The following is a 22,971-nucleotide window of genomic DNA, read 5'->3' as shown; positions in this document are numbered from 1 at the left end:
GCACCCTCAAACCTTCTGTCCCTGCGGAACCTTTGCGGCTCCAGTTCATTTGGCGCTCATGTCGAGACGAATTACATGACCGCGCCATCCCCCGCCCCTGAATCGGCGCAGGAGGACGGCTCAAGCCGGGAGGCAGGGCGGATGGACGAGAGCACGCGGAACCGCGTGGCGCCTGTGGCCCTGATCGGTATTTTCGTTATCGCGGCCTGTGCGTCCCTAGTCATAGCGCGGGCCTTCTTCCTGCCGGTCATCATGGGCTTCCTGCTCGCCCTGACGTTCAGCCCCGTTCGACGCGGCATGTCGCGCCTCGGCGTGCCTGCCGGCATCACCGCAGGCGGGATCGTCCTTGCGCTTCTGGTGACCCTCGTCGCGGCCGTGGTCGGCCTCTCGGCCCCGATCCGGGATTATATCGACGACGCGCCGACCATCCTCAGCCAGGTCGAACAGAAACTTTCCGTGTTCTCGGAGGCGATGCGCACCGTCAGCGAGGCGAACGAGCGCATGAGCAATCTCGCCAGCTCCGCGGGCGGCGATGGGGCTGCGCCAGACCCTGCTGCGGCCGCGACCGCCGGCGGCGCCCCCACCGCGCAGCCGCAGCAAGTGGTGGTGAGCGACGAGCCGGGGATGCTCGCACGCCTCGCAATGGTCGCACCGTATGTCCTCGGGCAGGCGATCCTGACCCTCGTTCTGCTGTTCTTCCTGCTGAGCGTCGGCGATCTGTTCTACGAGAAGATCGTGCAGGCCGTTCCGACCTTCCGCGACAAGAAGAACGCGATCCGCATCGCCTACGACATCGAGCGCAAGCTCAGCCGCTACTTCTTCACGATCTCGATCATCAACTTCGGACTGGGCGTCAGCATCGCGCTCGCGATGTGGGGCCTCGGCATGCCGAACCCGATCCTCTTTGGAGCGGTCGCGTTCATCTTTAACTTCGTGCCCTATATCGGCGCCATCGCGGGCGTGGCCCTCGCCACCGTGATCGGCATCGTCGCGCTGCCCACCGTGGGTCAGGCCCTGGTTGCGGGCGCGGTCTATTTCCTGCTGACGAGCTTCGAGGGACAGTTCGTGACGCCCTATGCCGTCGGTCGGAGCCTCAAGCTGAACCCCGTCGTGGTCTTCATCTCCGTCGCCTTCTGGGGATGGGCGTGGTCCGTCGTCGGCATGATCGTGGCCGTGCCGACGCTCATCGCCCTTCGCGCCTTCGCCGATCACGTTGCCGGAATGCGGGGAATCGCAATCTTCCTGTCCGGGCGGGATGACGAGTTGCCGAAGATCCACCAGACCACGACCCCTCCGGCGGACAAGGTCTATGCGGCGGCGCAGAAGGAGGCGGAAACGGACGCGCCCGCCCTGCCCCATGTCGAGCCCGATCTTTCGAATGCCCAGAAGGAAGCGTCCGCCACCTGAGGCGCCCCGGGACCCGCATTCGCTTGCCGATGGCAGAGACTAATTATCGAGAGAGTACAGTTTGTCGCCACGCCCGGGCATGCTTCGTTGGAGGGAAGACTGCCGCCTCAACCGATGCGCCCCAAGGCGGTGAACCTGGCGATCTCGCGATCAGTCCCGAGAGAGACGGATCACGACATCCACCTTCGAGATGCGCGCGCCACCCGGAGCCTTCGGAAGCCGAACGATCTCCAACTCGTCCGCCGGCGCATCGAACAGCTCGGCGGTATCGTCCCAATAGAAATGGGGGTGATCATCGATCCGCGTGTCGAAATAGCTCTTCGACCCGTCGACCGTGATCTCCTGCATCAAGCCCGCGTCGCAGAAGGCCCTGAGCGTGTTGTACACAGTCGCGAGGGAGACCTTCTCCCCGGCGCTGCGGGATGCCTCGAACAGGCTTTCGGCCGTGACATGGCGATCTTCGCCGTCGCCGACGAGAAGAGACGCCAAGGAGACCCGCTGGCGGGTGGGCCGAAGGCCCGCGCGAGAAAGCCAGTTGCTGCCTCGCTCCACGGCCTTTTCCGAAAGGGTGTCGCTGGGTTTGGTCATTGCACCGTTTTATATGGCATCTTTCCCCGTGTTTTCAATTGGATTCCGGAGCACCCACTTGATTGGGCCGAGGCCCGGCCGAGCTATTGCGCCGTGCTTCTTCGCAATGGTAGGAAGCGAAACCGACACGGGACCAACCCCAGGGGCAGGCTACATGGCGGATTTTCCGACCAGTTTCGACAAGGATGACCTTCTGCGCTGTGCGCGCGGTGAGCTGTTCGGGCCGGGCAATGCCCAGCTTCCCGAACCGCCGATGCTGATGATGGACCGGATCACGGATATCAGCGGCGATGGCGGCGAGAACGGCAAGGGCCACGTCACGGCCGAGTTCGACATCACGCCCGACCTCTGGTTCTTCCCGTGCCACTTTCCGGGCAACCCGGTCATGCCGGGCTGTCTCATGGTGGACGCACTCTGGCAGCTGACCGGGTTCAATCTCGGGTGGCGCGGCTGGACCGGACAGGGCTTCGCGCTCGGCGCCGGCGAGGTGAAGCTCTCCGGCATGATCCGCCCCGATCGCAAGCTCGTGACCTACCACATCACCTTCACCCGCGTGATCGAGCGGCGCCTGAAGATGGGCGTGGCCGATGGCCGGGTCGAAGCGGACGGCGAGACCGTATGCGAAGTCCGCGACATGAAGGTCGGCCTGTCCGCCGCGAATGTCAGCAGCTGAGCCGAAAGGAGGCGCCATGCGCCGCGTCGTCATCACGGGACTGGGGATCGTCTCCCCCATCGGCAACAATTCGTCCGAAGTGGATGCCGCCCTCAGGGCCGGCCGCTCGGGCGTCGAACGCTCCGAGGAGATGGCCGAGCACGGCTTCCGCAGCCAGGTCGCCGGCACGCTGAAGATCGATCCCGCCGAGCACATAGACAAGCGCACCCTGCGGTTCATGGGACCGGGCGCCGCCTACGCTCATATCGCGATGCAGCAGGCGATCGTCGATTCCGGTCTGACCGAAGCTGAAATCTCCGATCCCAGAACCGGCCTCATCGCCGGGTCCGGCGGGCCCTCCACCTCCAACCTTTTCGCGGCGCACCAGATCGTGCTCGAAAAAGGGAGCCCCAAGCGCATCGGGCCCCTCATGGTGCCGCGCGGGATGTCCTCCACGGTGAGCGCGAACCTGTCCACCGCCTTCAGCATCAAGGGCATCAACTACTCCATCACCTCGGCCTGCTCGACCTCGCTGCACTGCATCGGCGCGGCTGCGGAGCAGATCCAGATGGGCAAGCAGGACGTGATGTTCGCCGGTGGCGGAGAGGAGCTGGACTGGACGCTGTCCTGTCTCTTCGATGCGATGGGGGCGATGTCCTCGAAGTTCAACGACCGCCCGGAGAAGGCTAGCCGCGCCTTCGACAGGGACCGCGACGGTTTCGTCATCGCAGGCGGCGGCGGCATGGTCGTCCTCGAGGAGCTGGAGCGGGCGAAGGCCCGCGGCGCCAACATCCTCGCTGAAGTGACTGGCTTTGCCGCGACCTCGGACGGGCACGACATGGTCGCCCCCTCCGGCGAAGGCGGTGAGCGGGCCATGCGCCTCGCGCTCGGCACCCTGCCCGAGGGACGCAAGGTCAGCTATATCAACGCCCACGGCACCTCCACGCCGGTGGGCGATGTCGGCGAAGTGGAAGCGGTGCGCCGCGTCTTCGGTGAGGGCAGCACCCCGCCGATCAGCTCCACCAAGTCGATGACGGGCCACAGCCAGGGCGCCACCGGCGCGCAGGAGGCGATCTATTGCCTCCTGATGATGAAAGGGGACTACATCGCCCCCTCGATCAACGTGGAGACCCTCGATCCCGCCCTGCACGAGGGCGAGATCGCGACAAGTCTGCGTGAGGCGGCCGGGCTCGACACGGTCATGACAAACAGCTTCGGCTTCGGCGGCACGAACGGATCGATGCTGCTGTCCCGCTACGAGGAGTAGGCTCATGGCCGACCTGCTTACAGGCAAACGCGGTCTCATCATGGGCGTCGCGAACGATCGCTCCATCGCGTGGGGCATCGCCAAGGCGGTGGCCGCCGAGGGGGCCGAACTGGCATTTACCTATCAGGGCGAGAATTTCGGCCGCCGCGTCGAGCCGCTCGCCGCAAGTGTCGGCTCCGACTTCCTGATCGACGCGGATGTGATGGACGATGCCGCGATGGACGGCGCTTTCAAGCAGATCGAGAAACGCTGGGGCAGGCTCGATTTCCTGGTCCATGCCATCGCGTTCTCCGACAAGTCGGAACTCGCCGGCCGCTTCATCAACACCACGCGGGAGAACTTCCGCAACTCCCTCACCATCTCCACCTATTCCTTGATCGACGTCGCGCGCCGGGCCCGCCCGCTGATGACCGAAGGCGGCACGATCCTGACCCTGACTTATCAGGGCTCCAATCGCGTGACCCCGTATTACAACGTGATGGGTGTGGCGAAGGCGGCGCTGGAAAGTACCGTTCGCTACCTGGCCAACGATCTGGGGCCGGAGAAGATCAGGGTGAACGCGATTTCGCCCGGTCCGATGAAGACGCTGGCCGGCGCAGCCATCGGCGGCGCGCGGCGCACCTTCCGGATGACCGAGATGAACGCGCCCCTGCGGGAAAATGCGACGCTGGGCGCCATTGGGGGCACGGCGGTCTACCTTGCGTCCGATTATGGGTCCTGCACCACGGGCGAGATTATCATCGTCGACGGGGGCTTCCATGTCCTCGGCATGCCGCAGGCCGAGAACATCTGATCGGGCCGGAGGCTATTCGCACAGCGCCCTGCGCGTCCGGGGACATGGACGTAGGGCGCTGCGCGCCGGCGCCGAAACCTCTGCTTTAGTACGAAATTTCTGCGAAATTTCGTTTCAGTCTAAGCGGTACTATTTGAGAACGAGTTAACTCGGATCGTCTATCTGAACGGGCCCGGCCCCGCGCCTCCGCTTGCGCCGCCCCAGAAGCCCCATCTGGCGAAACAGAATCAGCTGTCCGGCGCAGATCAGGACGAGGAGCAGGCACACGATCCAGAATGCGGCGGGCGACTCCACCCCCGGCATTCCGCCGACATTGATCCCGAGCAGACCGGTAATGAAGCCGAGCGGCAGGAAGATCGCGGCCACCACGGACAGGACCAGCATCTGGTGGTTCATCTGCTCGGAGCGGGCATCCATCAGCTGATCCTGTACGACCTGCGCCCGTTCCCGGATCGCGTCCAGCTCCTCGCCGAGACGGGTCACGCGCTCCGTCGCCTCTCGCAGGCGCACTCTGTCGGCCTTGGTCAGCCAGGTCAGGTCCTCGATCTCGAAGGTGGAGAGCGCGTCCCGCTGAGGGAACATGTACCGCCGCATCTGGATCGACATGGCGCGGATATCGCCAAGCTCGTGACGCGACACGTTCTCCGTACCGCCGAACAGCATCTCCTCCTCGAGCGTATCGATGCGCTCGTTGAGATGGGCAACGATCGGCTCTGTCCGGTCGGCAAGCCGCAGGGCCAGCCTGGCGACGAGATCGCCCGGTGTGGTCGGCCCCTGCCCCCGCGCAATCTCGTCCCGGATGTCCAGCACCGCCGCGAGCGGATTGCGCACCACGCTGACCACGCGCGTCCCCTGGACCCACAGACGAATGGAGACCATGTCCTCCGGCTCGGCGCCGGGATTGAGGTTAACCCCGCGCAGGTTGAGGATCACTCCGCCATCGTGGACGGTGCAGCGCGGGCGCGTCTCGTCCGCCGTGAGGGCGTTGAAGACCACCGGGACGAGTTTGGCACCGTGAAGCCAGCCCTGACCGGCCGGGCTGTCCCGGAACATGTGGATCCAGATGAAACCGCCGCCCTCCTCGGGCGGCTCGCCCGGCGCTATGGGGCCGAGCGGTTCGCCCTTCCCGTTGCGGGCGAGGTGATAGGCAATTAGCGCCGGCGTACTCTCGTCGGGCGGCAACGCGGCCGGCGCGCTCTCCGGTTCAGGGGCGTCCAGAAGCGTCACAGGTCGATCGTCTCCCCGGGCCCCGCCGTCCCCTCGTCCTCGGGGCCGGGCTCCGGAGCATCTCCATCCTCCCCGGGATCCTTGTAGCGCAGGATTATATCGCCATTCGGCAGTTTTTCCGGCAGCTCGTAATTGCTCACGTCTCCGATCATGTCCTGAAGCTCGCTGAGCATCGGCCCCATCTGCCGGGCGAAGCGGCGGAGGGAGGGCTCCAATTGCTCGGCGAGGTCCCGCAGGTCGGGCTCGACCTCTTCCCGGAAGCCGTCGAAGAGGTCCCGGGCCGTATCTCCGAGGGACTCGCCCTCGTTTTCGACGTCAGGCATAGGAGCGATGGGCGGATCCTCGTCCTGCGCGTGGAGGGGCGTGGCGAGGAGGAGAGCGAGGGCGTAGGCGGCAATCTGTTTCATAGCACTCAGACCTAGCTGGCGAGGGTCGTTCGGAAAGATCATGCGCGCTCCCGTGATATCTGGTCCCAGGCGGCGTTCAGGTGAACCATTCGCGCCTCCGCCATCCGCACGGCCTCCTGCGGCACACCGCGGGCGATCATGCGATCGGGGTGGCTTTCCTTGATCTGCGTGCGCCAGGCGCTGCGGATCTGGTCCAGCGGCATGTCCGGCGTGACGCCGAGGACCGCATAGGGATCTGGCGCGGCATCGCCGACGAAACGCGCCCGGATCGCGGCGAACTGGGATCCCGGCAGGCCGAAGATCTCGGCCACCCGTTCGAGGAACCTCGCTTCCGACCGGTGATAGGCGCCATCCGCCACGGCCACGTGAAACAGGCCTTCCATCACGTCACCGAGCACGGGATCGCCGGTCGGAAACATCCGTGCGATCTTGCCGGCATATTCCTCGAACCCCGCCACGTCGGTGCGCGCGAGATTGAAGACGCGGGCCGCGTTCGACAGCTCGTCCTCGGGGATCTGGAAGACCTTGCGAAACGCCGCCACCTCGTTGCGGCTCACGGACCCGTCCGCCTTCGCCATCTTGGCGCCGAGAGCGATCACGGCGATGGTGAAGCCGACCGAACGCTCCGGAGGCGTGCCGAAGTCGAGCAGAGCGCCAAGGCCCTCGCCATTGCGAAGCGCGGAGAGAGCGGAAGTGATGCGGGTCCAGATCGACATGGCGGAAGCCTACAGGAATGCTGCAACGCCGCACAGAGGGCTCGTTCGCCGAAGCACGCTCGCAACGTACGCTCGTTCGCTGCGCCTTTCTCCTTCGGCGGGCCCGTGACACGCGAAGGCCGATTCACGTGACCTCTGATTGCGCGCGTCGGTCGTGGTCGGGTCCCGTCCGCAACCGGGCGGGTCTGCCCTCCCCTCAAGCCCCTGCCGCGTATCCCAAGCGTGGCCCTGCGATCCCCTGAAAGAGCGGATCCGAGTAGAGCCCTCCATCCGCCACTCCCTGCCGATCACGCCGTGCGGTCGCGGCGCGCCTTTCGGATCAACTCGAGAATGCCGCGCGCGGCATCGGGAATGTTCGTGCCCGGGCCGAAGATCGCTGAGACCCCGGCGCCTTTCAGGAACTCGTAATCCTGGCTCGGGATCACGCCGCCGCAGACCACGAGGATATCGCCGGCATCCTCGGCGCGCAGGGCCTCCACCAGTTTCGGGGCGAGGGCCTTGTGCCCGGCGGCCTGGCTGGAAATGCCGACGACATGGACGTCGTTGTCCACAGCGTCGCGTGCGGCTTCCTGGGGCGTCTGGAAGAGCGGCCCGACATCCACGTCGAAGCCGATATCGGCGAAGGCCGTCGCGATGACCTTGGCGCCGCGGTCATGGCCGTCCTGCCCCATCTTCACCACCATCATCCGCGGCCGGCGCCCCTCTTCCTCGGCGAAGGCCTCGACGTCCCTCTGGATCGCCTCGAATTCCGCATCGCCGTCGTAGGCAGCGCCGTAGACGCCGGCGAGCGTCTTCACCTCCGCCCTGTGGCGGCCGAAGACCTTCTCCATGGCCATGCTGATCTCCCCCACCGTCGCACGCGCCCGCGCTGCCTCCACTGCGGCTTCGAGGAGGTTGCCACCCTCTCCGGCGCGGCGCTCCACCTCCGAAAGCGCGGCCGCGGTTGCTCCCTCGTCCCGATCCGCCCGGATCCGCGCCAGTTTCTCGATCTGGCCCGCGCGGACCGTCTCTCCGGCGATGTCGAGGATGTCGATCGGATCCTCGGTCTCCTTGCGGTACTTATTGACGCCGACGACCACGTCCTCCCCCCTGTCGATGTTCGCCTGTCTGCGGGCGGCGGTTTCCTCGATCCGGAGCTTGGGCATGCCGGAGGCAACGGCCTTCGTCATTCCGCCCATCTCCTCGACCTCCTCCATCAACGCCCAGGCGGCTTCGGCGAGGTCCCCGGTCAGCCGCTCGACGTAGTAGGATCCGGCGAGCGGATCGACGACGCCTGTGACCCCCGTCTCCTCCTGCAGGATAAGCTGGGTGTTGCGGGCGATCCGGGCGGAAAAGTCGGTCGGCAGGGCTATGGCTTCGTCCAGGGCGTTGGTGTGCAGCGATTGCGTTCCGCCCAGAACCGCGCTCATCGCCTCGTAGGCCGTGCGGATGACGTTGTTGTACGGATCCTGCTCGGCCAGCGAGACGCCGGAGGTCTGGCAGTGGGTGCGCAGCATGGAACTTTTCGGGTCCTGCGGCGCGAACTCCTCCATCACGCGGGACCACAGGAGCCGCGCGGCCCGCAGCTTCGCCGCTTCCATGAAGAAGTTCATGCCGATGGCGAAGAAGAACGACAGGCGCGGCGCGAAGCGGTCGACGTCCATCCCCCGCGCGATGGCGGCGCGCACGTATTCCCGCCCGTCCGCCAGGGTGAAGGCGAGCTCCTGCACGAGGTTCGCCCCGGCCTCCTGCATGTGGTAGCCGCTGATCGAGATCGAGTTGAACCGTGGCATCTCCGCCGCGGTGTACTCGATGATGTCCGCGACGATCCGCATCGAGGGCTCGGGCGGATAGATGTACGTATTGCGGACCATGAACTCCTTCAGGATATCGTTCTGGATGGTCCCGGAGAGCTCACCGCGCGGGACGCCCTGCTCCTCCCCCGCCACGATGAAGGAAGCGAGGATCGGGATCACCGCGCCGTTCATGGTCATGGAGACGGACACGTCCTGAAGGGGGATACCGCCGAAGAGGACCTTCATGTCCTCCACGCTGTCGATGGCGACGCCGGCTTTTCCCACGTCCCCCTCGACGCGGGGATGGTCGCTGTCATAGCCGCGGTGGGTCGCAAGATCGAATGCGACGGAGACGCCCTGCTGCCCGGCGGCGAGCGCACGGCGATAGAAGGCGTTGCTCTCCTCGGCGGTGGAGAAGCCCGCATATTGCCGGATCGTCCAGGGCCTCCCGGTATACATCGTCGCACGCACGCCCCGCGCATAGGGGGCGAACCCCGGCAGGGAGCCGATATGCGCAAGCCCCTCGAGGTCCGCTTCGGTGTAGAGCGGCTTCACCGAAATCCCTTCCAGCGTGTGCCAGACGAGCTCGTCCGGGGTCCGTCCCTTCGTCTCCTTGCGCACAAGATCGGCCCAGTCGTTGAGGGAAGGCGGCGTCGATGGGCCGGTCTCATGCGTCATCGTGATCTCCTCGGGTCCGGGCATGTCTTCGCCTATGCCCCCCGATTGACTATATAACTCCCATGCATGTCCACGCGACCATCCGTTTACTTGCCCTTGCTGGCGCTCTCTTCCTCACCGGGGGGAGCGTTCTGTCCGCCCAGACGGATGCACCGGAGGGTGAGGATGCGCTCGCCGTCGGTGCCGATCCGCTTCCCGAGGATGCGCCAGAGCCGCCGGATGCCGATCTTCCGCTGGAGATCCGCGATGCCGCCGATATCGATCTGAGCGATTATCTCTGGACGCGGCGCCCCATCGTCGTCTTCGCGGACACCCCGGCCGATCCCCGCTTTCTCGAACAGGTGGAGCTTCTTTCCGCCCGTCCGGAGGAGCTGATCTCGCGGGATGTCATCGTGGTGACCGATACCGATCCGGGTGCCCGGTCCGGCGTCCGCTCCCAGCTCCGCCCGCGCGGCTTCGCGCTGGTGATCATGGGAAAGGACGGACGGGTGGAGCTCCGCAAGCCGTTCCCGTGGGACGTGCGGGAGATCAGCCGCACCATCGACAAGATGCCCCTCCGGCAGAACGAGTTGAGGGAGCAGCGCAACGGCGGCTCGTGAGCGGCGCCGGAATTGCAAAATCAGCCGGGAAACGCTATATCAGGGGCATGGGAGCGCCCGTCGCTCCGCCGAGGGAAAGGACCAGAGATGGACCGCGAGACCCACACGCCTATTCCGACGACCGGTCGGACCGGACCGCGCCCGGGGTATTGACCGCACGGCGCGGACGCGGCGGCACCAGGCCATCGCGGATCGCCCGCTCGTCCAGTCGTGCCGCCTCCGGCCCGTCTTCGGCATAGACCTCGATCAGCCGCAGCGCGATCAGCCCGTAGCGCAGGGCCTGCTTCTTCATCTCGATATAATCGCCGTACATGACCAGCTTCGAGGACGTCTCGGCGTTTGCGAAGGCGGTCGAGCGCATGTCCCGCGCTAGTGTCGCGATGGCGCGGAGCTGGCGATAGAACAGCACCACGGCGTCGATCGAGGTGCGCGTTAGGATGTGGATTTCCCCCGTCACGGCCCGGAAGATCATGTCATCCTGCTCGGTCGGAATGAGCGGAACGTGAGACGGCTCCGCCGCGAAGCGTTCTGCCATCTGCGCCTCGTACCCGTCCAGAAGCGCCTCCGATCCGAGGTTGTGAACGTGGGCGCTGATCTCCGCGAAGAGGGCGCGGTGGATGTCGCGGATGCGCTCGGCGCGCTGCTCCCGGTCCCGCGCGATCCCTTCGAGATACCGCCGCTCGTCCGCCTTGCGGTTCTGCCACCCGTTGACCAACCAGCCGATGGCGAGGAAGGCCCCGGCAATCACCGCCTGCCAGATCCGGGGATCGATCGCCGTCCAGGTCATCTGCGCGTCATCGGGATGCCGCCGGCCACGAAGAGCAGGACAAGTGCAGCCCCCGCGCCTTCCTGGAAGGTGACGTATCCGGCCAGCATGCCGTAGAGCGCCGCCCCCCAGATCAGCACGACGAGCGCGAACGCCCCGACCCAGAACCGCCCCTTGAGAAGCCGTCCGGCAAGGATCATCCACACTCCGGCATAGCCCGCGAGGCCCGCAAACGCCGGCACGACCAGCGTTCCGATGAAGGGCGCCAAGCGGCCGCCCGAGAGCACCACCCCGGCCAGCGCGGCATTGACGGCCCACGCCACGGCGAGCCCGGCAGCGAAGGCAAGTGCGTGGGTGGCCCAGGACGCCAGGCGGTTCATTCGAACTCCATGATGATCTCGTCCACGGCGAGGCTGTCCCCACTGGACACCTTTACGGCGGCGACGCGTGCCTTCCGCTCGGCCCGCAGGATGTTCTCCATCTTCATAGCCTCGACGGTGCAGAGCGGTTGCCCCTCCTCGACCTCCTGGCCCTCCTCGACGTGAAGTGCAACGACGAGCCCCGGCATCGGACAGAGCAGCAGCCGGGAGGTATCCGGCGCCACGCGCTCCGGCATCAGGGCGGCCAGCTCGGCCTGTCGCGGAGTCCAGACCTTCACGTCGAGATCCGCGCCGCGGTGCCGGATGCGGAATCCCGTCGCGCACGTCCGGACGTTCAGCGTCACGGCGTCGCCATCCGCCTCGATGCGCGCGAGCGTCTGCCCCGGCGTCCAGTCGCTCACGACGTCATGAACCGCGCCATCGGCGAAGCGCACCTTTGCCCCGCCCTCCCGCGGCTCCACCTCCACGGCGAAACTCCGGCCGGCAAGGGCAACGACCCAGGACGCGCCGACACGCCGCTCGTGATTGTCCATTCGCCCCGAGATCCGAGCGCGCCGGATCTCGGCGACGCGGAACATCGCGGCGGCGGAGGCGGCGATACGGCGCAGCGTGCCCTCCGGCAGTTCGGCGCCGCTGAACCCCTCGGGGTATTCCTCGGCAATGAAGGCCGTCGTCAGCTCCCCGGCTGCGAAGCGGGGATGGTCCATCACCGCGCTGAGGAAGGGAAGGTTGTGCCCGATCCCCTCCACCTCGAACGCATCCAGCGCCTCGCGCATCGCCTCGAGCGCAGCCTGCCGGTCCGGCCCCCAGGTGCAGAGCTTGGCGATCATCGGATCGTAGAACATCGAGATTTCGCCGCCCTCGAAGACGCCGGTATCGTTCCGCACCGCCTTGTCCTCGCGCGCGAACTCGCGGGGCGGGCGGTAGCGGGTCAGGCGGCCGATGGACGGCAGGAAGTTGCGATAGGGATCCTCGGCGTAGAGCCGGCTCTCGATGGCCCATCCAGACGTCTTCACATCCTCCTGCCGCAGTCGCAGGGGCTCGCCGGCGGCGATCCGGATCATCTCCTCGACAAGATCGATCCCGGTGACCAGCTCCGTCACGGGATGCTCGACCTGAAGACGGGTGTTCATCTCGAGAAAGTAAAAGTTCCGGTCGGCATCCACGATGAACTCGACCGTCCCCGCACTGCGGTACCCCACGGCCTGCGCCAGCGAAACGGCCTCGGCCCCCATCGCGGCGCGCGTCGCCGCATCGAGGAGGGGTGACGGGGCCTCCTCGATCACCTTCTGGTTCCGGCGCTGGATGGAGCATTCGCGCTCCCCGAGGTGGATGCAGTTCCCCTGCCCGTCCGCGAGAACCTGGATCTCGATATGGCGCGGGCTGGTGACGAACTTCTCGATGAAGATGCGGTCATCGCCGAAGCTGGAGCGCGCTTCGGACCGGGAGGAGCCGAACCCTTCACGCGCCTCCGCCTCGGTCCAGGCGACCCGCATGCCCTTGCCGCCGCCGCCGGCGCTGGCCTTTATCATCACCGGATAGCCGATCTCGCCCGAGATCCTGGCGGCTTCGTCCTCGTCCGCGATCAGCCCCATATACCCCGGAACAGTGGAGACACCGGCCTCCGTGGCGATCTTCTTCGAGGCGATCTTGTCCCCCATCGCTTCGATGGCGTGGGCACCGGGGCCGATGAAGGCGACTCCCTCGGCCTCCAGCGCCTCGGCGAAGGCCTTGTTCTCCGACAGGAAGCCATAGCCGGGGTGGACCGCCTCGGCGCCGCTCGCGCGGACCGCCTCCATGACCCGTGGTATGGAGATGTAGGACTGGTCCGCCGGCGCCGGACCGATGCGGATGGCCTCGTCCGCCATGCGAACGTGGAGCGCGACCGCGTCGGCATCGGAATAGATGGCGACCGTCCTGATCCCCATCTTCCGCGCGGTGGCAATGACGCGGCAGGCGATCTCACCGCGGTTGGCGATCAGGATCTTGCCGAACATCGGCGCTCCTCCCACAGGGACGCGCCGATACAACGAAAAAACGCCACCCCGGCGGCGCGGCCGAGGTGGCGTTCCTTGGTCTGGATCAGGCGGCGCGGGGCCGCCCGAAACCGATCAGCGGCAGATGCCCGCGTCGTCGCAATAGACGCCTGCGAGGGCACCGGCAGCCGCACCGGCCGCAACGTTGTTGTTGGTGGCAGACGCAGCCACGCCGCCGATGGTCGCGCCGGTGACGCCCCGCTCGAGATCGGTGTCGCACGCGGCGAGACCGGCAACGACGGAGAGGGCGAGAACGGGCTTGATGAGGGCTTGCATGAAAATCTTCCTGTTTTGTTGCTGCTCGATAGAACAGTGCTCTGCGCAGTACGCCGCAGCAACTCTCGGGTGCGGGAAAGGTTCCAATTCGGCGCGATGCCGCCGAAAAGAATCCCCGGGGCGCATGTCCTCTCGCCGCGGGGCGACGCCCTGAAGGGGCGCCGGGACGCATCGGGAAAGCGCCGATCCTGCACGGCGCCACGCGCGGCCGGCTCCCGCCGCCCGGGTGAGGCCATGCGCCGGATCACGCCCAATCCTCGTCGTCCTCCTCGGCGCCGTCCTCGGCCGCCTCCTCGTCTTCTCCCCATTCTCCGGCCTCCGACGGCACGGAATTGGGAAACGCGGCGTGGGCGGCGGCGACGTCGATCCTGAGAAGCTGGCTGTAATCCTTCGGATTGAACGGTTCGGACGCCGGCACGACCTCGCGGCCGAGAAGCCACGACAGCCGCCCGCCATCGAGGTTGCCACGCTCGAACGGCTCGTCCCCGAACTGGTCCCAAAGCGCCGCCATGAACGCGGCATCAGCCGCGCGATCGGCCGGACGGCGATCGGCGAAGCGCTTGCGCTCGATAAGGGGGGTGGGACCCGCCTTGTTCGCGCGCCGGATCGTGAATGTGAAATCGGTGCCGGTCAGGCGGCTCGGGAATCCGCGATGCTTGATCATGCCGCACCCTCGACCGGCTGGAGGAGCGGGGAGCGTGTGGCGGGCCGCTGATCAGCCCGCCACTGCGTCGGCTCAGTACTTGCTGTAGACCGGCTCAGCGACGATGGGCTCTTCGACGAAGACCACTTCTTCTTCCTGGGCGCATGCCGCAGCGAAGGCAACGAGGCCGAGGGCGAAAATGACTTTAATGCTCGTGGACATCCCTGTCTCCTGTAAGCTGTATCGGAACCTCGAACGCACGCTGGCGTGATCGAGTTCCACTTGGGTGTTGCGGTCGCCCTGGGGCGTCCACCGCTGACGATAGCGTGAATTTCCGTCGGGAAATAGGTAGCGTGCATTCGGCCCGTGTCCTGTGACTTGGCTGCACCATCAAGGCGCAGGATATCGCGCATTCATTGCCAGACGCAGGCCCCCTGCTCCACCCGATACGCACTGATGAACATTGTCGCGTCAGGGTCCGAAGCACCGCGTTCGACGGGGCGATCCAGCAGGATCACGGTGATATCTTCAGCTTTCCGCGCGTCGACGCCTGAAAGCTCCTCGGCGCAGAGCGCATCGAGATCGGCCTCCACCGCCATGTAATCGAGATCGCCGCCTTTCGCCGCGATCCTGGGGGCAAGATAGCGAACGATGAGCCATGTTTCGCCGTTCGCTTGGCGTTCGACGAAGCGGTCGAGCGCAATGACCTCCTGCCCCGAGGGGAGAGGGTCCGCGACAGCGGCCGATGCCAGAAAAATCGAGAATGAAAGGGAGATGAAACGCAATCCGCGCCGGCGCCTCCCAACACCGGCGCGGATTGACCGGGCTCTGAGGCCCGGTAGCTGGCGCTCGCCGACATTCGGGTCGGCGCCTCCTTGGCCAGTGGTGTTCCGCGGTCCGGAACCGATTCGGTCCCGGATCATGGCGGGATGATGACGCATGTTATCCATTTTCCGCAAATGTTTTATGCAAGTCCCGGCAATGACAGCGCAAACACTCCTCGAAAGTAAAACCGATGATGCCTGAAGACGCCTCATAGCGGGATGTTGTCGTGCTTTTTCCACGGCAGCTCGGCGTTTTTGCCCCTCAGGGCGGCAAGGGCCCGCGCCACGCGCCTCCGCGTCGCATGCGGCTGGATCACGTCGTCGATAAAGCCGCGTTCCGCCGCGATGAACGGATTGGCGAAACGCTCCTCGTAATCCGCCGTCCGCTCGGCGATTTTCTCCGGATCTCGCAGCTCCGAGCGATAGAGAATTTCCGCCGCCCCTTTCGCGCCCATCACGGCGATCCGGGCCGTTGGCCATGCGTAGTTGACGTCGCCGCGCAGATGCTTGGAGCTCATCACGTCATACGCGCCGCCATAGGCCTTGCGGGTGATCACGGTCACCTTGGGCACCGTCGCCTCGCCGTAGGCGAAGAGCAGCTTGGCGCCGTGCTTTATGACCCCCCCGAACTCCTGCCCCGTCCCCGGCAGGAACCCCGGAACGTCCACCAGCGTCAGGATCGGGATGCCGAAGCAGTCGCAGAACCGCACGAAGCGCGCGGCCTTGCGGCTGGAATCGATGTCGAGGCATCCGGCGAGCACCATCGGCTGGTTGCCGACCACCCCGACCGTTCGCCCCTCGATGCGGATGAAGCCGGTGATGATGTTCTTTGCGAACTCGGCCTGCATCTCGTCGAAATCGCCCTCGTCGGCGATCTTCAGGATCAGCTCCTTCATGTCGTAGGGCATGGTCGGACTGGGCGGAACAAGAGTGTCGAGGCTTTCGTCGATCCGCTCGGGGTCGTCGAAGAACGGGCGGACCGGGGCCTCGGAGCGGTTTGACAGCGGCAGGAAATCCACCAGCCGCCGCACTTCAGCCAATGTCTCCACGTCCCCCGCGTAGGCCGCGTCCGCGACCGAGGAGCGCCGCGTATGGGTGGACGCGCCGCCCAGCTCTTCGGCCGTCACGACTTCGTTCGTGACCGTCTTCACCACGTCGGGGCCGGTCACGAACATGTAGCTCGTGCCCTCCACCATGAAGATGAAATCCGTCATCGCCGGCGAATAGACCGCCCCGCCCGCGCAGGGGCCCATGATGACGGAGATCTGCGGCACGACGCCCGATGCCTCGATATTGCGCCGGAACACCTCGGCATAGCCCGACAGGGAGGCGACCCCCTCCTGAATGCGCGCGCCGCCCGAATCGTTCAGCCCGATGATGGGGGCTCCGACGCGCACGGCCATGTCCATGATCTTGCAGATCTTCTGGGCGTGGGTCTCGCTCAGGGATCCGCCGAAAACGGTGAAATCCTGACTGAAGACGCAGACCATCCGGCCGTTGATCGTGCCCCATCCGGTAATGACGCCGTCCCCGTCCGGACGCTGCTGCTCCATGCCGAAATCGGTGCAGCGGTGGCGGACGAACATGTCGAACTCCTCGAAGGAGCCGTCGTCCAGCAAGAGGTCGAGCCGTTCCCGCGCGGTCAGCTTGCCCTTGGCATGCTGGGCCGCGATGCGCTTCTCGCCGCCGCCCTTCCTCGCATCTGCACGCCGCGCCTCCAGCTCCTGGGTGATCTCCTTCATGCGCCTTGTGTCCTCCCCCGCGCGCCCATTCGGCGCCGTCCATCCAAATGGCTGGCGACCCGCATGGCAAGTGCGGGCATGCGAGATAGGCCGTTGGCATGCCCGGCGGGGTTGCCTATAGCGTCCTCCATGTCCGGCTCCCCCAGCGTCCGCTTTCTTGACCGGACGACCCCGCCCCACATCGTCACGCTCGTTGCCCTCGCAAGCATCTCTGCGCTGAGCATGAACGTGTTCCTGCCGTCGCTTCCCTCGATGACGGAGCATTTCGGAACGCCCTACGCGGTGATGCAGCTGACGGTGACGGCGTATCTCGGCATCAACGCCGTCCTCCAGATCCTGATCGGTCCGATTTCGGACCGGTTCGGCCGCCGCCCGGTTCTACTCGGCGCGATGGCGATCTTCCTTGTCGCGACGCTCGGCACCCTCTTCGCCGGGAGCGCCGGCGGCTTTCTCTTCTGGCGGATGATGCAGGCGGCGGTGGTGACGGGGCTCGTCCTCTCCCGCGCCGTGGTGCGGGACATCTATCCGCCCGACCGGTCCGCCTCGATGATCGGATACGTCACGATGGGCATGGCGCTGGTCCCGATGATCAGTCCGATGATCGGCGGCGTTCTCGACGAGGCGTTCGGCTGGAAGGCCAACTTCTGGCTCCTGTTCGTCAGCGGCGCGGGCGTCGCCGCTCTCATACACCTCGATCTCGGCGAGACGGCGCAGGACACGGCAGCCACCTTCTCGGCGCAGTTCCGCGAATATCCCGAACTCGTCACCTCGCGTCGGTTCTGGGGCTATTGCCTCACCGCGATGCTGTCCTCCGGCGCGTTCTTCAGTTTCCTTGGCGGCGCGCCCTACGTCGCGACGGAGGTTTTCGACCTGTCGCCATCCCAGATGGGCGGGTTCTTCGGTTTTCCGGCGGTGGGCTACGCCTTCGGCAACTTTCTCACCGGACGCTACTCCAGCCGCGTCGGGATCGACCGGATGGCGATCCTGGGTTGCGCGGTCTGCGCCGCGGGACTGGCCACGCTGGCGCTCTGGATGGCAACGGGGCCGGTCTCGCCCGTCGTTTATTTCGGCTCGTTCGTCTGGGTCGGGATCGGCAACGGCCTCGTCCTGCCGAACGTCACATCGGGAATGCTGTCGGTCCGTCCGCGGCTCGCAGGCACCGCGAGCGGCCTCGGCGGAGCCTGCATGATCGGCGGAGGCGCGGTGCTGTCGGCGATCGCGGGCGCTGCGCTGAGCCCGACCGCGGGCCACTGGATCCTGGCGGGACTTATGCAGGCCTGCTCCGCGATGGCCCTTCTGGTCATCCTCTGGGTCGCCTCGATCAACCGACGCGAAGCAGCCGCCAGCCAGACGCGGGCCTGACCGCGCGGCGCGAAAGACGGGCCGATCCTCGCTCCAAGGACGGATGCGCCGCGGCATGAACGGCTTTGCTCCGGACCGATGCCGGCCCCGGGTCGCGGGACGGGAGTGACGCCGCGCGGGATCGTGGTACGGTCCGGCAAAGCCGCATGCGCCCGGCCTTGCCCCTGGTCCCGACAAGCTACCCCATGATCCTTCTCAGCCTCTTCTTCGCCTGCCTCTTCGCCGTCGTTCACCTCGGCATCGGCTGGCTGACCTTCCTCGGCCGCACGCCGCGCAGCCGCTGGCTCTCGGGCGCCGGAGGCGTGGCTGTGGCCTATGTCTTCCTCCACGTGCTGCCCGAACTCGCGGAGCACCGGAGCGTCTTCGCCGAGGAGCTGGGCACCGACGAGGGCATGGCGGAGGGCGTCGTCTATTCCCTCGCCCTGATCGGGCTCGTGGTCTTCTACGGGCTGGAACGCGCCATCAAGACGTCCCGCAAGAGAGAGATGGCGCCCGGGCAGGAGGAGCATGCGGCCGGGACCTTCTGGCTGCATATCGGCTCCTTCGCCGCCTACAACGTCATCATCGGGTACCTGCTGCTGCACCGCGAGGAGGAGGGACTCTGGTCGCTCGTGATCTACGGGATCGCCATGGCGCTGCATTTCGTCACCAGCGATTTCGGACTGCGGCAGGATCACAAGGCGCGGTACGATCACGTCGCCCGGTGGATCCTCGCCGGCGCGGTCCTCGGCGGGTGGGCCCTCGGCAGCTTCGCCGATCTGTCCGAGCTGTCCATCGGCTTTCTCTTCGCCTTCCTCGCTGGCGGGGTAGTGCTGAACGTCCTCAAGGAGGAACTGCCCGAGGAGCGCGAAAGCCGTCTCTGGCCCTTCGTGGGCGCGGCGGCAGTCTACGCGGTCCTGCTCCTGTCGATCTGAGAGAGCGGGCAGCCTGCCTCTTTTGTCAGATACATCTGTCTTTCATGGGGCCGAGAAATGCTCGCCAGTCCGCCTTGGGGGCGGTCCGAGGGAGACAACGCGATATCGTAAAAACCATGCTCGAAGCGCGCGCCGACAAACTGGCGGCAGAGAGCCTACCGGGCCGCAACGCGCGCTATTACGAAACTTGCCTGCACCCTCGCCAGCCACCGATGCGGGCTTGATCGCAAATCGCAACCGCGCTGGCTGACGCGGCCCGCCGCGAACGGGCGGGCCGCCCTTGAGGGCTATTCGCCGTAGCCGCCGGGGGTGGGGGTGGTCAGGATCACCGCCTCACCCGCCTGCAGCTCGGTCTGGTCGCAGGCCTGCAGCGTCTCGACCTCGCCCGACAGGCGACGCACCTCGGTGCGGCCCAGCCGCCCGTCGCCGCCGCCCTTCAGCCCGCGCGGCGCGTGTGTGCGGTGCGACGACAGGACTGACAGGTCCATCCGATCGAGAAACCGGATGACCCGCGTGGTGCCGTCGCCCCCGGCAAACCGCCCCGACCCGCCCGAGCCTTCGTCGATTCCGAAGCTTTCCAGCAAGACGGGATAGCGGCTTTCAAGGATTTCCGGGTCGGTCAGGCGCGAGTTCGTCATGTGCACATGCACCCCTGCCTGGCCCGAGAATTCGCGCCCGTCATTGAACCGCCCGGCGGGCGAGCCCGCGCAGATCGTTTCGTAATACTGGTACGCATCGTTGCCGAAGGTCAGGTTGTTCATCGTGCCTTCGCTGTTCGACATCGCCCCCAGCGCGCCGAACAGCGCGTTGGTCACATGCTGCGAGGTTTCCACGTTCCCGGCCACCACGGCGGCTGGGTAGGTAGGAGCCAGCATGCAGCCTTCGGGCACGACGATGCGGATCGGGCGCAGGCAGCCCGCGTTCATCGGGATCGGGCTTTCGACCATGACCCGGAACACGTACAGCACCGCCGCCCGCGTCACCGGTTCGGGGGCATTGAAGTTGTTCTTCTCCATCGGCGAGGTGCCGGTGAAGTCGACCACCGCCTCGCCCTTGTCGCGGTCGATGGTGATCTTCACCTTGATCACCTGGCCTGTATCGGTGGGGTATTCGTATTCCCCGTCCTCCAGCCGACCCAGAACGCGGGAGACCTCGGCGGCGGCGTTGTCCTGCACGTGGCCCATATAGGCCTGCACCACCTCCAGCCCGAACTGGTCGATCATCCGCCGCAGCTCGGCCGCACCGCGGGCATTGGCCGCGACCTGCGCCTTGAGGTCGGCGACGTTCTGATCGGGGTTGCGGCAGGGCCATTCATGGTTGGTCAGCAGGTCCCGCAGCGGCCCGTCGCGGAACCGTCCCTGTTCCACGAGCCGGAAGTTGTCGATCAGCACGCCTTCCTCGTCCACGCGGGTGGCGCGCGGTGTCATCGACCCGGGCGCGATCCCGCCCACATCCGCATGGTGCCCGCGCGAGGCGGTCCAGAACAGGATCTGGTCGTCCTGGAACACCGGCGTCACCACGGTGATGTCCGGCAGGTGCGTGCCCCCGTTATACGGGGCGTTCAGTGCGAACACGTCGCCCGGGCGAACCTGACCCTTGTTCTGGCGGATGATCGCCTCGACCGAGCGGTCCATCGACCCAAGGTGCACCGGCATGTGCGGCGCGTTGGCCACCAGAGCGCCGTCGGCATCGAACACTGCGCACGAGAAATCGAGTCGTTCCTTGATGTTGACGGACCGAGAGGTCTTCTGCAGCGCGACACCCATCTGTTCGGCGATGTTCATGAACAGGTTGTTGAACACCTCCAGCAGCACCGGGTCGGCCTGCGTGCCGATGGCGCCGTCGCGGCGTGCGGCCTCGGTCCTGGTCATCACGACGTGGTCATGGGCGCTGACCTGTGCGTGCCAGCCGGGTTCCACCACGATGGTCTGGTTCTTCTCGATCACCAGGGCGGGGCCGTGGACATGCAGCCCGGGCGTCAGCGCCTCGCGCCGGACCACGGCGGCATCGTGCCAGATACCGCCCGAGAAGACGGGGACGCGTGCCTCGATCTCGGCGGCGCCGTCGCCCGTTTCCAGGGGCTCGTCCGGGCTGGCGCCCTCGGGCGCCTCGCCCTCGACCTCGACGGCCTCGACGATCAGGGCGGCGTCGGGGTCGGTGAAGCCGAACTCGGCCTCGTGCGCGGTCTCGAATGCGGCACGGGCCGCTTTCTCGTCACCATCCCACGTCACCGGCAGCGCGGTGTCGGTCCCGGCATAGCGCAGGTGCAGGCGCCGGCGCAGGTCCACGCCCTCGTGCACGCCCTGTTCCGCGAGGGCCTGACGCACATCGGACTCCAGCCGTTCCAGCGCCGGTGCGATGTCGGCGGTATCGCCGAACACCCCTTCCAGACCCTGCTGGCGGCTTTCCGACACCCGCGCCAGCCCGATGCCATAGGCCGACAGCAGCCCCGACAGCGGGTGGATCAGAACCCGGCTCATCCCCAGCGCATCGGCAACAAGGCAGGCATGCTGCCCGCCCGCGCCGCCGAACGCGTTCAGAAGATAGTTCGTCACGTCGTGGCCGCGCTGGACCGAGATCTTCTTGACCGCGTTGGCCATGCTTTCCACCGCGATGCGCAGGAAGCCCTCGGCCACTTCCTCGGGGGACTTGTCGCCCGCGATCTCGCCGAATTTCTGCGCCACCGTGTCACGGTCCAGACGCTGGTCCTGATCCGGGCCGAAGATGGCCGGGAAATAGTCGGGGTTCAGCTTGCCCAGCATGACGTTCGCATCGGTCACGGTCAGCGGCCCGCCACCGCGATAGCAGGCGGGGCCGGGATGTGCGCCGGCACTGTCGGGGCCCACGCGGAACCGGCCCGGATCGGCGTGCAGGATAGACCCGCCGCCCGCGGCAACAGTATGGACCTGCACCATCGGCGTGCGCATGCGGACGCCCGCAACCTGCGTTTCGAACGCCCGCTCGAACCCGCCGTCGAAATGCGCCACGTCGGTCGAGGTGCCGCCCATGTCGAAGCCGATCACCTTGTCATGCCCGGCGATCTGGCCGGTGCGGGCCATGCCGACGACTCCGCCCGCCGGGCCCGACAGGATCGCGTCGCGCCCCTTGAACCGGTCGGCTGCGGTCAGGCCGCCGGATGACATCATGAACAGCAGCGTCGGACCTTCGTCATCCGGCGGCGTTGCCCCCAGCGCATCGGCCACCCGGTTGACGTAACGCGACAGGATCGGCGTCAGGTACGCATCCACCACCGTGGTATCGCCGCGCCCGACCAGCTTGATCAGGGGCGAGACCTCGTGGCTGACCGAGATCTGTCCGAACCCGACCTCTTCCGCCAGCCGCGCAAGGGTCTTTTCGTGGTCCGGGCTGTCCCAGGCATGCATCAGCACGATGGCCACCGCGTCGATACCGTCGGCCTTTGCCTGTTCCAGAGCGGGGCGCACCGTGTCCGCATCCAGCGCCTGTTCCACCGTGCCGTCGGCGCGGATCCGTTCCTCGACCTCGATCACCCGCTCGTACAGCTGTTCGGGCAGGATGATGTCCTTGGCGAAGATGTCGGGCCGGTCCTGGTAGGCGATGCGAAGCGCGTCGCGAAATCCCTTGGTGATCAGCAGCAGCGTGCGGTCGCCTTTGCGCTCCAACAGCGCGTTGGTGGCGACGGTGGTGCCCATGCGCACGGTGCCGACGCGATTCGAATCGATCTGCTCGTCACCCAAAAGCCGCCGGATCCCCTCGATCGCTGAATCTTCGTAGGCGCCCGGGTTCTCGGACAGCAGCTTCATCGCGGTCAGATCGCCGTCAGGCGCCTGTCCAATCACGTCGGTGAAGGTGCCACCGCGGTCGATCCAAAAATCCCACTTTGTCCGGGCCGGATGCACATTCATTCATCGTCTCCAACATGTCGCGTACATTTTGTTGA

At 66.4% G+C, this 22,971-nt stretch carries 21 protein-coding genes; 7 read left to right on the top strand and 14 right to left on the bottom strand.

Annotation, left to right across the window (positions count from 1 at the left end):
* Nucleotides 1-75 precede the first annotated feature (75 nt).
* Nucleotides 76-1,407: an AI-2E family transporter gene (locus DQG15_RS15395; RefSeq protein WP_232830884.1), complete on the top strand. Its 1,332-nt coding sequence runs from the start codon at nt 76-78 to the stop codon at nt 1,405-1,407.
* 150 nt (nt 1,408-1,557) lie between these two features.
* On the opposite strand, the gene irrA is transcribed toward DQG15_RS15395, so the two are convergent.
* Complete coding sequence (gene irrA, locus DQG15_RS15390; protein WP_116086748.1) at nt 1,558-1,995, bottom strand: iron response transcriptional regulator IrrA; 438 nt, start codon at nt 1,993-1,995, stop codon at nt 1,558-1,560.
* A 154-nt stretch (nt 1,996-2,149) separates the two neighbouring features.
* Between irrA and fabA the strand changes: the two genes are divergently transcribed.
* The 3 genes from fabA to DQG15_RS15375 are packed head-to-tail and all read left to right on the top strand — an operon-like array spanning nt 2,150 to nt 4,707.
* Nucleotides 2,150-2,668, top strand: a complete 519-nt coding sequence (gene fabA, locus DQG15_RS15385) for a bifunctional 3-hydroxydecanoyl-ACP dehydratase/trans-2-decenoyl-ACP isomerase (protein ID WP_116086745.1) — start codon at nt 2,150-2,152, stop codon at nt 2,666-2,668.
* 16 nt (nt 2,669-2,684) lie between these two features.
* Nucleotides 2,685-3,914, top strand: coding sequence for a beta-ketoacyl-ACP synthase I (fabB, locus tag DQG15_RS15380; RefSeq protein WP_116086743.1), 1,230 nt, complete (start codon nt 2,685-2,687; stop codon nt 3,912-3,914).
* Nucleotides 3,915-3,918: 4 nt separating this feature from the next.
* On the top strand, nt 3,919-4,707 hold the full coding sequence (locus tag DQG15_RS15375) for an enoyl-ACP reductase (protein WP_116086741.1): 789 nt from the start codon (nt 3,919-3,921) through the stop codon (nt 4,705-4,707).
* Between the two features lie 144 nt (nt 4,708-4,851).
* On the opposite strand, the gene DQG15_RS15370 is transcribed toward DQG15_RS15375, so the two are convergent.
* The 4 genes from DQG15_RS15370 to scpA form a co-directional block, all read right to left on the bottom strand.
* Entirely contained in the window at nt 4,852-5,934 is a 1,083-nt protein-coding gene (locus tag DQG15_RS15370; RefSeq protein WP_232830883.1) for a zinc transporter ZntB, read from the bottom strand.
* Nucleotides 5,931-6,341 carry a hypothetical protein gene (locus tag DQG15_RS15365; RefSeq protein WP_116086739.1) on the bottom strand — a complete coding sequence of 137 codons (411 nt, stop codon included), beginning with the start codon at nt 6,339-6,341 and terminating at the stop codon, nt 5,931-5,933. Before DQG15_RS15365 ends, DQG15_RS15370 begins: the two co-directional genes overlap by 4 nt.
* Nucleotides 6,342-6,379: 38 nt before the next feature.
* Nucleotides 6,380-7,057 carry a molecular chaperone DjiA gene (locus tag DQG15_RS15360; RefSeq protein WP_116086737.1) on the bottom strand — a complete coding sequence of 226 codons (678 nt, stop codon included), beginning with the start codon at nt 7,055-7,057 and terminating at the stop codon, nt 6,380-6,382.
* A gap of 287 nt (nt 7,058-7,344) precedes the next feature.
* Complete coding sequence (gene scpA / locus DQG15_RS15355) at nt 7,345-9,510, bottom strand: methylmalonyl-CoA mutase (RefSeq protein WP_116087242.1); 2,166 nt, start codon at nt 9,508-9,510, stop codon at nt 7,345-7,347.
* A gap of 62 nt (nt 9,511-9,572) precedes the next feature.
* Here scpA and DQG15_RS15350 point away from each other — a divergent pair, with 62 nt between their 5' ends.
* Nucleotides 9,573-10,109, top strand: coding sequence for a DUF4174 domain-containing protein (locus DQG15_RS15350; RefSeq protein WP_116086735.1), 537 nt, complete (start codon nt 9,573-9,575; stop codon nt 10,107-10,109).
* 109 nt (nt 10,110-10,218) lie between these two features.
* On the opposite strand, the gene DQG15_RS15345 is transcribed toward DQG15_RS15350, so the two are convergent.
* From DQG15_RS15345 to DQG15_RS15315, 8 genes are all read right to left on the bottom strand, one after another.
* Nucleotides 10,219-10,896 (bottom strand): hypothetical protein, encoded by a 678-nt coding sequence (locus DQG15_RS15345; protein ID WP_116086733.1) that lies wholly within the window; start codon nt 10,894-10,896, stop codon nt 10,219-10,221.
* Nucleotides 10,893-11,255: a hypothetical protein gene (locus DQG15_RS15340; protein ID WP_116086731.1), complete on the bottom strand. Its 363-nt coding sequence runs from the start codon at nt 11,253-11,255 to the stop codon at nt 10,893-10,895. The genes DQG15_RS15345 and DQG15_RS15340 overlap by 4 nt, the downstream gene beginning before the upstream one ends.
* Complete coding sequence (locus DQG15_RS15335) at nt 11,252-13,252, bottom strand: acetyl/propionyl/methylcrotonyl-CoA carboxylase subunit alpha (protein ID WP_116086729.1); 2,001 nt, start codon at nt 13,250-13,252, stop codon at nt 11,252-11,254. The genes DQG15_RS15340 and DQG15_RS15335 overlap by 4 nt, the downstream gene beginning before the upstream one ends.
* Nucleotides 13,253-13,366: 114 nt before the next feature.
* Nucleotides 13,367-13,567, bottom strand: a complete 201-nt coding sequence (locus tag DQG15_RS15330; protein ID WP_116086727.1) for a hypothetical protein — start codon at nt 13,565-13,567, stop codon at nt 13,367-13,369.
* Nucleotides 13,568-13,811: 244 nt separating this feature from the next.
* On the bottom strand, nt 13,812-14,231 hold the full coding sequence (locus tag DQG15_RS15325; protein WP_116086725.1) for a hypothetical protein: 420 nt from the start codon (nt 14,229-14,231) through the stop codon (nt 13,812-13,814).
* Between the two features lie 72 nt (nt 14,232-14,303).
* Nucleotides 14,304-14,432: a hypothetical protein gene (locus DQG15_RS18755; protein ID WP_255415161.1), complete on the bottom strand. Its 129-nt coding sequence runs from the start codon at nt 14,430-14,432 to the stop codon at nt 14,304-14,306.
* A gap of 191 nt (nt 14,433-14,623) precedes the next feature.
* Nucleotides 14,624-15,151 (bottom strand): DUF6497 family protein, encoded by a 528-nt coding sequence (locus DQG15_RS15320; RefSeq protein WP_157969022.1) that lies wholly within the window; start codon nt 15,149-15,151, stop codon nt 14,624-14,626.
* Nucleotides 15,152-15,243: 92 nt separating this feature from the next.
* Nucleotides 15,244-16,776, bottom strand: a complete 1,533-nt coding sequence (locus DQG15_RS15315; RefSeq protein WP_116086721.1) for an acyl-CoA carboxylase subunit beta — start codon at nt 16,774-16,776, stop codon at nt 15,244-15,246.
* Nucleotides 16,777-16,905: 129 nt separating this feature from the next.
* On the opposite strand from DQG15_RS15315, the gene DQG15_RS15310 reads away from it, so the two are divergent.
* Together DQG15_RS15310 and DQG15_RS18670 are read left to right on the top strand one after the other, a co-directional pair.
* Nucleotides 16,906-18,138 (top strand): multidrug effflux MFS transporter, encoded by a 1,233-nt coding sequence (locus DQG15_RS15310; protein ID WP_116086719.1) that lies wholly within the window; start codon nt 16,906-16,908, stop codon nt 18,136-18,138.
* 185 nt (nt 18,139-18,323) lie between these two features.
* Complete coding sequence (locus DQG15_RS18670; RefSeq protein ID WP_116087240.1) at nt 18,324-19,052, top strand: hypothetical protein; 729 nt, start codon at nt 18,324-18,326, stop codon at nt 19,050-19,052.
* 287 nt (nt 19,053-19,339) lie between these two features.
* On the opposite strand, the gene DQG15_RS15300 is transcribed toward DQG15_RS18670, so the two are convergent.
* Nucleotides 19,340-22,936 (bottom strand): hydantoinase B/oxoprolinase family protein, encoded by a 3,597-nt coding sequence (locus tag DQG15_RS15300; RefSeq protein WP_116086717.1) that lies wholly within the window; start codon nt 22,934-22,936, stop codon nt 19,340-19,342.
* Nucleotides 22,937-22,971 lie beyond the last annotated feature (35 nt).

It is taken from the genome of Tropicimonas sp. IMCC34011, from assembly GCF_003390865.1.
Lineage (GTDB): Bacteria > Pseudomonadota > Alphaproteobacteria > Rhodobacterales > Rhodobacteraceae > Tropicimonas_B.
This window is presented reverse-complemented; position numbering and strand designations above follow the sequence as displayed.

What these genes read in the sequence shown, in the direction of transcription:
- DQG15_RS15330 (WP_116086727.1), bottom strand. Translation starts at nt 13,567, where the DNA reads ATGCAAGCCCTCATCAAGCCCGTTCTCGCCCTCTCCGTCGTTGCCGGT.
- DQG15_RS15310 (WP_116086719.1), top strand. Translation starts at nt 16,906, where the DNA reads ATGTCCGGCTCCCCCAGCGTCCGCTTTCTTGACCGGACGACCCCGCCC.
- DQG15_RS18755 (WP_255415161.1), bottom strand. Translation starts at nt 14,432, where the DNA reads ATGTCCACGAGCATTAAAGTCATTTTCGCCCTCGGCCTCGTTGCCTTC.
- DQG15_RS15320 (WP_157969022.1), bottom strand. Translation starts at nt 15,151, where the DNA reads ATGCGTCATCATCCCGCCATGATCCGGGACCGAATCGGTTCCGGACCG.
- scpA (WP_116087242.1), bottom strand. Translation starts at nt 9,510, where the DNA reads ATGACGCATGAGACCGGCCCATCGACGCCGCCTTCCCTCAACGACTGG.
- DQG15_RS15360 (WP_116086737.1), bottom strand. Translation starts at nt 7,057, where the DNA reads ATGTCGATCTGGACCCGCATCACTTCCGCTCTCTCCGCGCTTCGCAAT.
- DQG15_RS15345 (WP_116086733.1), bottom strand. Translation starts at nt 10,896, where the DNA reads ATGACCTGGACGGCGATCGATCCCCGGATCTGGCAGGCGGTGATTGCC.
- fabA (WP_116086745.1), top strand. Translation starts at nt 2,150, where the DNA reads ATGGCGGATTTTCCGACCAGTTTCGACAAGGATGACCTTCTGCGCTGT.
- fabB (WP_116086743.1), top strand. Translation starts at nt 2,685, where the DNA reads ATGCGCCGCGTCGTCATCACGGGACTGGGGATCGTCTCCCCCATCGGC.
- DQG15_RS15365 (WP_116086739.1), bottom strand. Translation starts at nt 6,341, where the DNA reads ATGAAACAGATTGCCGCCTACGCCCTCGCTCTCCTCCTCGCCACGCCC.
- DQG15_RS18670 (WP_116087240.1), top strand. Translation starts at nt 18,324, where the DNA reads ATGATCCTTCTCAGCCTCTTCTTCGCCTGCCTCTTCGCCGTCGTTCAC.
- irrA (WP_116086748.1), bottom strand. Translation starts at nt 1,995, where the DNA reads ATGACCAAACCCAGCGACACCCTTTCGGAAAAGGCCGTGGAGCGAGGC.
- DQG15_RS15350 (WP_116086735.1), top strand. Translation starts at nt 9,573, where the DNA reads ATGCATGTCCACGCGACCATCCGTTTACTTGCCCTTGCTGGCGCTCTC.
- DQG15_RS15335 (WP_116086729.1), bottom strand. Translation starts at nt 13,252, where the DNA reads ATGTTCGGCAAGATCCTGATCGCCAACCGCGGTGAGATCGCCTGCCGC.
- DQG15_RS15300 (WP_116086717.1), bottom strand. Translation starts at nt 22,936, where the DNA reads ATGAATGTGCATCCGGCCCGGACAAAGTGGGATTTTTGGATCGACCGC.
- DQG15_RS15325 (WP_116086725.1), bottom strand. Translation starts at nt 14,231, where the DNA reads ATGATCAAGCATCGCGGATTCCCGAGCCGCCTGACCGGCACCGATTTC.
- DQG15_RS15315 (WP_116086721.1), bottom strand. Translation starts at nt 16,776, where the DNA reads ATGAAGGAGATCACCCAGGAGCTGGAGGCGCGGCGTGCAGATGCGAGG.
- DQG15_RS15340 (WP_116086731.1), bottom strand. Translation starts at nt 11,255, where the DNA reads ATGAACCGCCTGGCGTCCTGGGCCACCCACGCACTTGCCTTCGCTGCC.
- DQG15_RS15375 (WP_116086741.1), top strand. Translation starts at nt 3,919, where the DNA reads ATGGCCGACCTGCTTACAGGCAAACGCGGTCTCATCATGGGCGTCGCG.
- DQG15_RS15395 (WP_232830884.1), top strand. Translation starts at nt 76, where the DNA reads ATGACCGCGCCATCCCCCGCCCCTGAATCGGCGCAGGAGGACGGCTCA.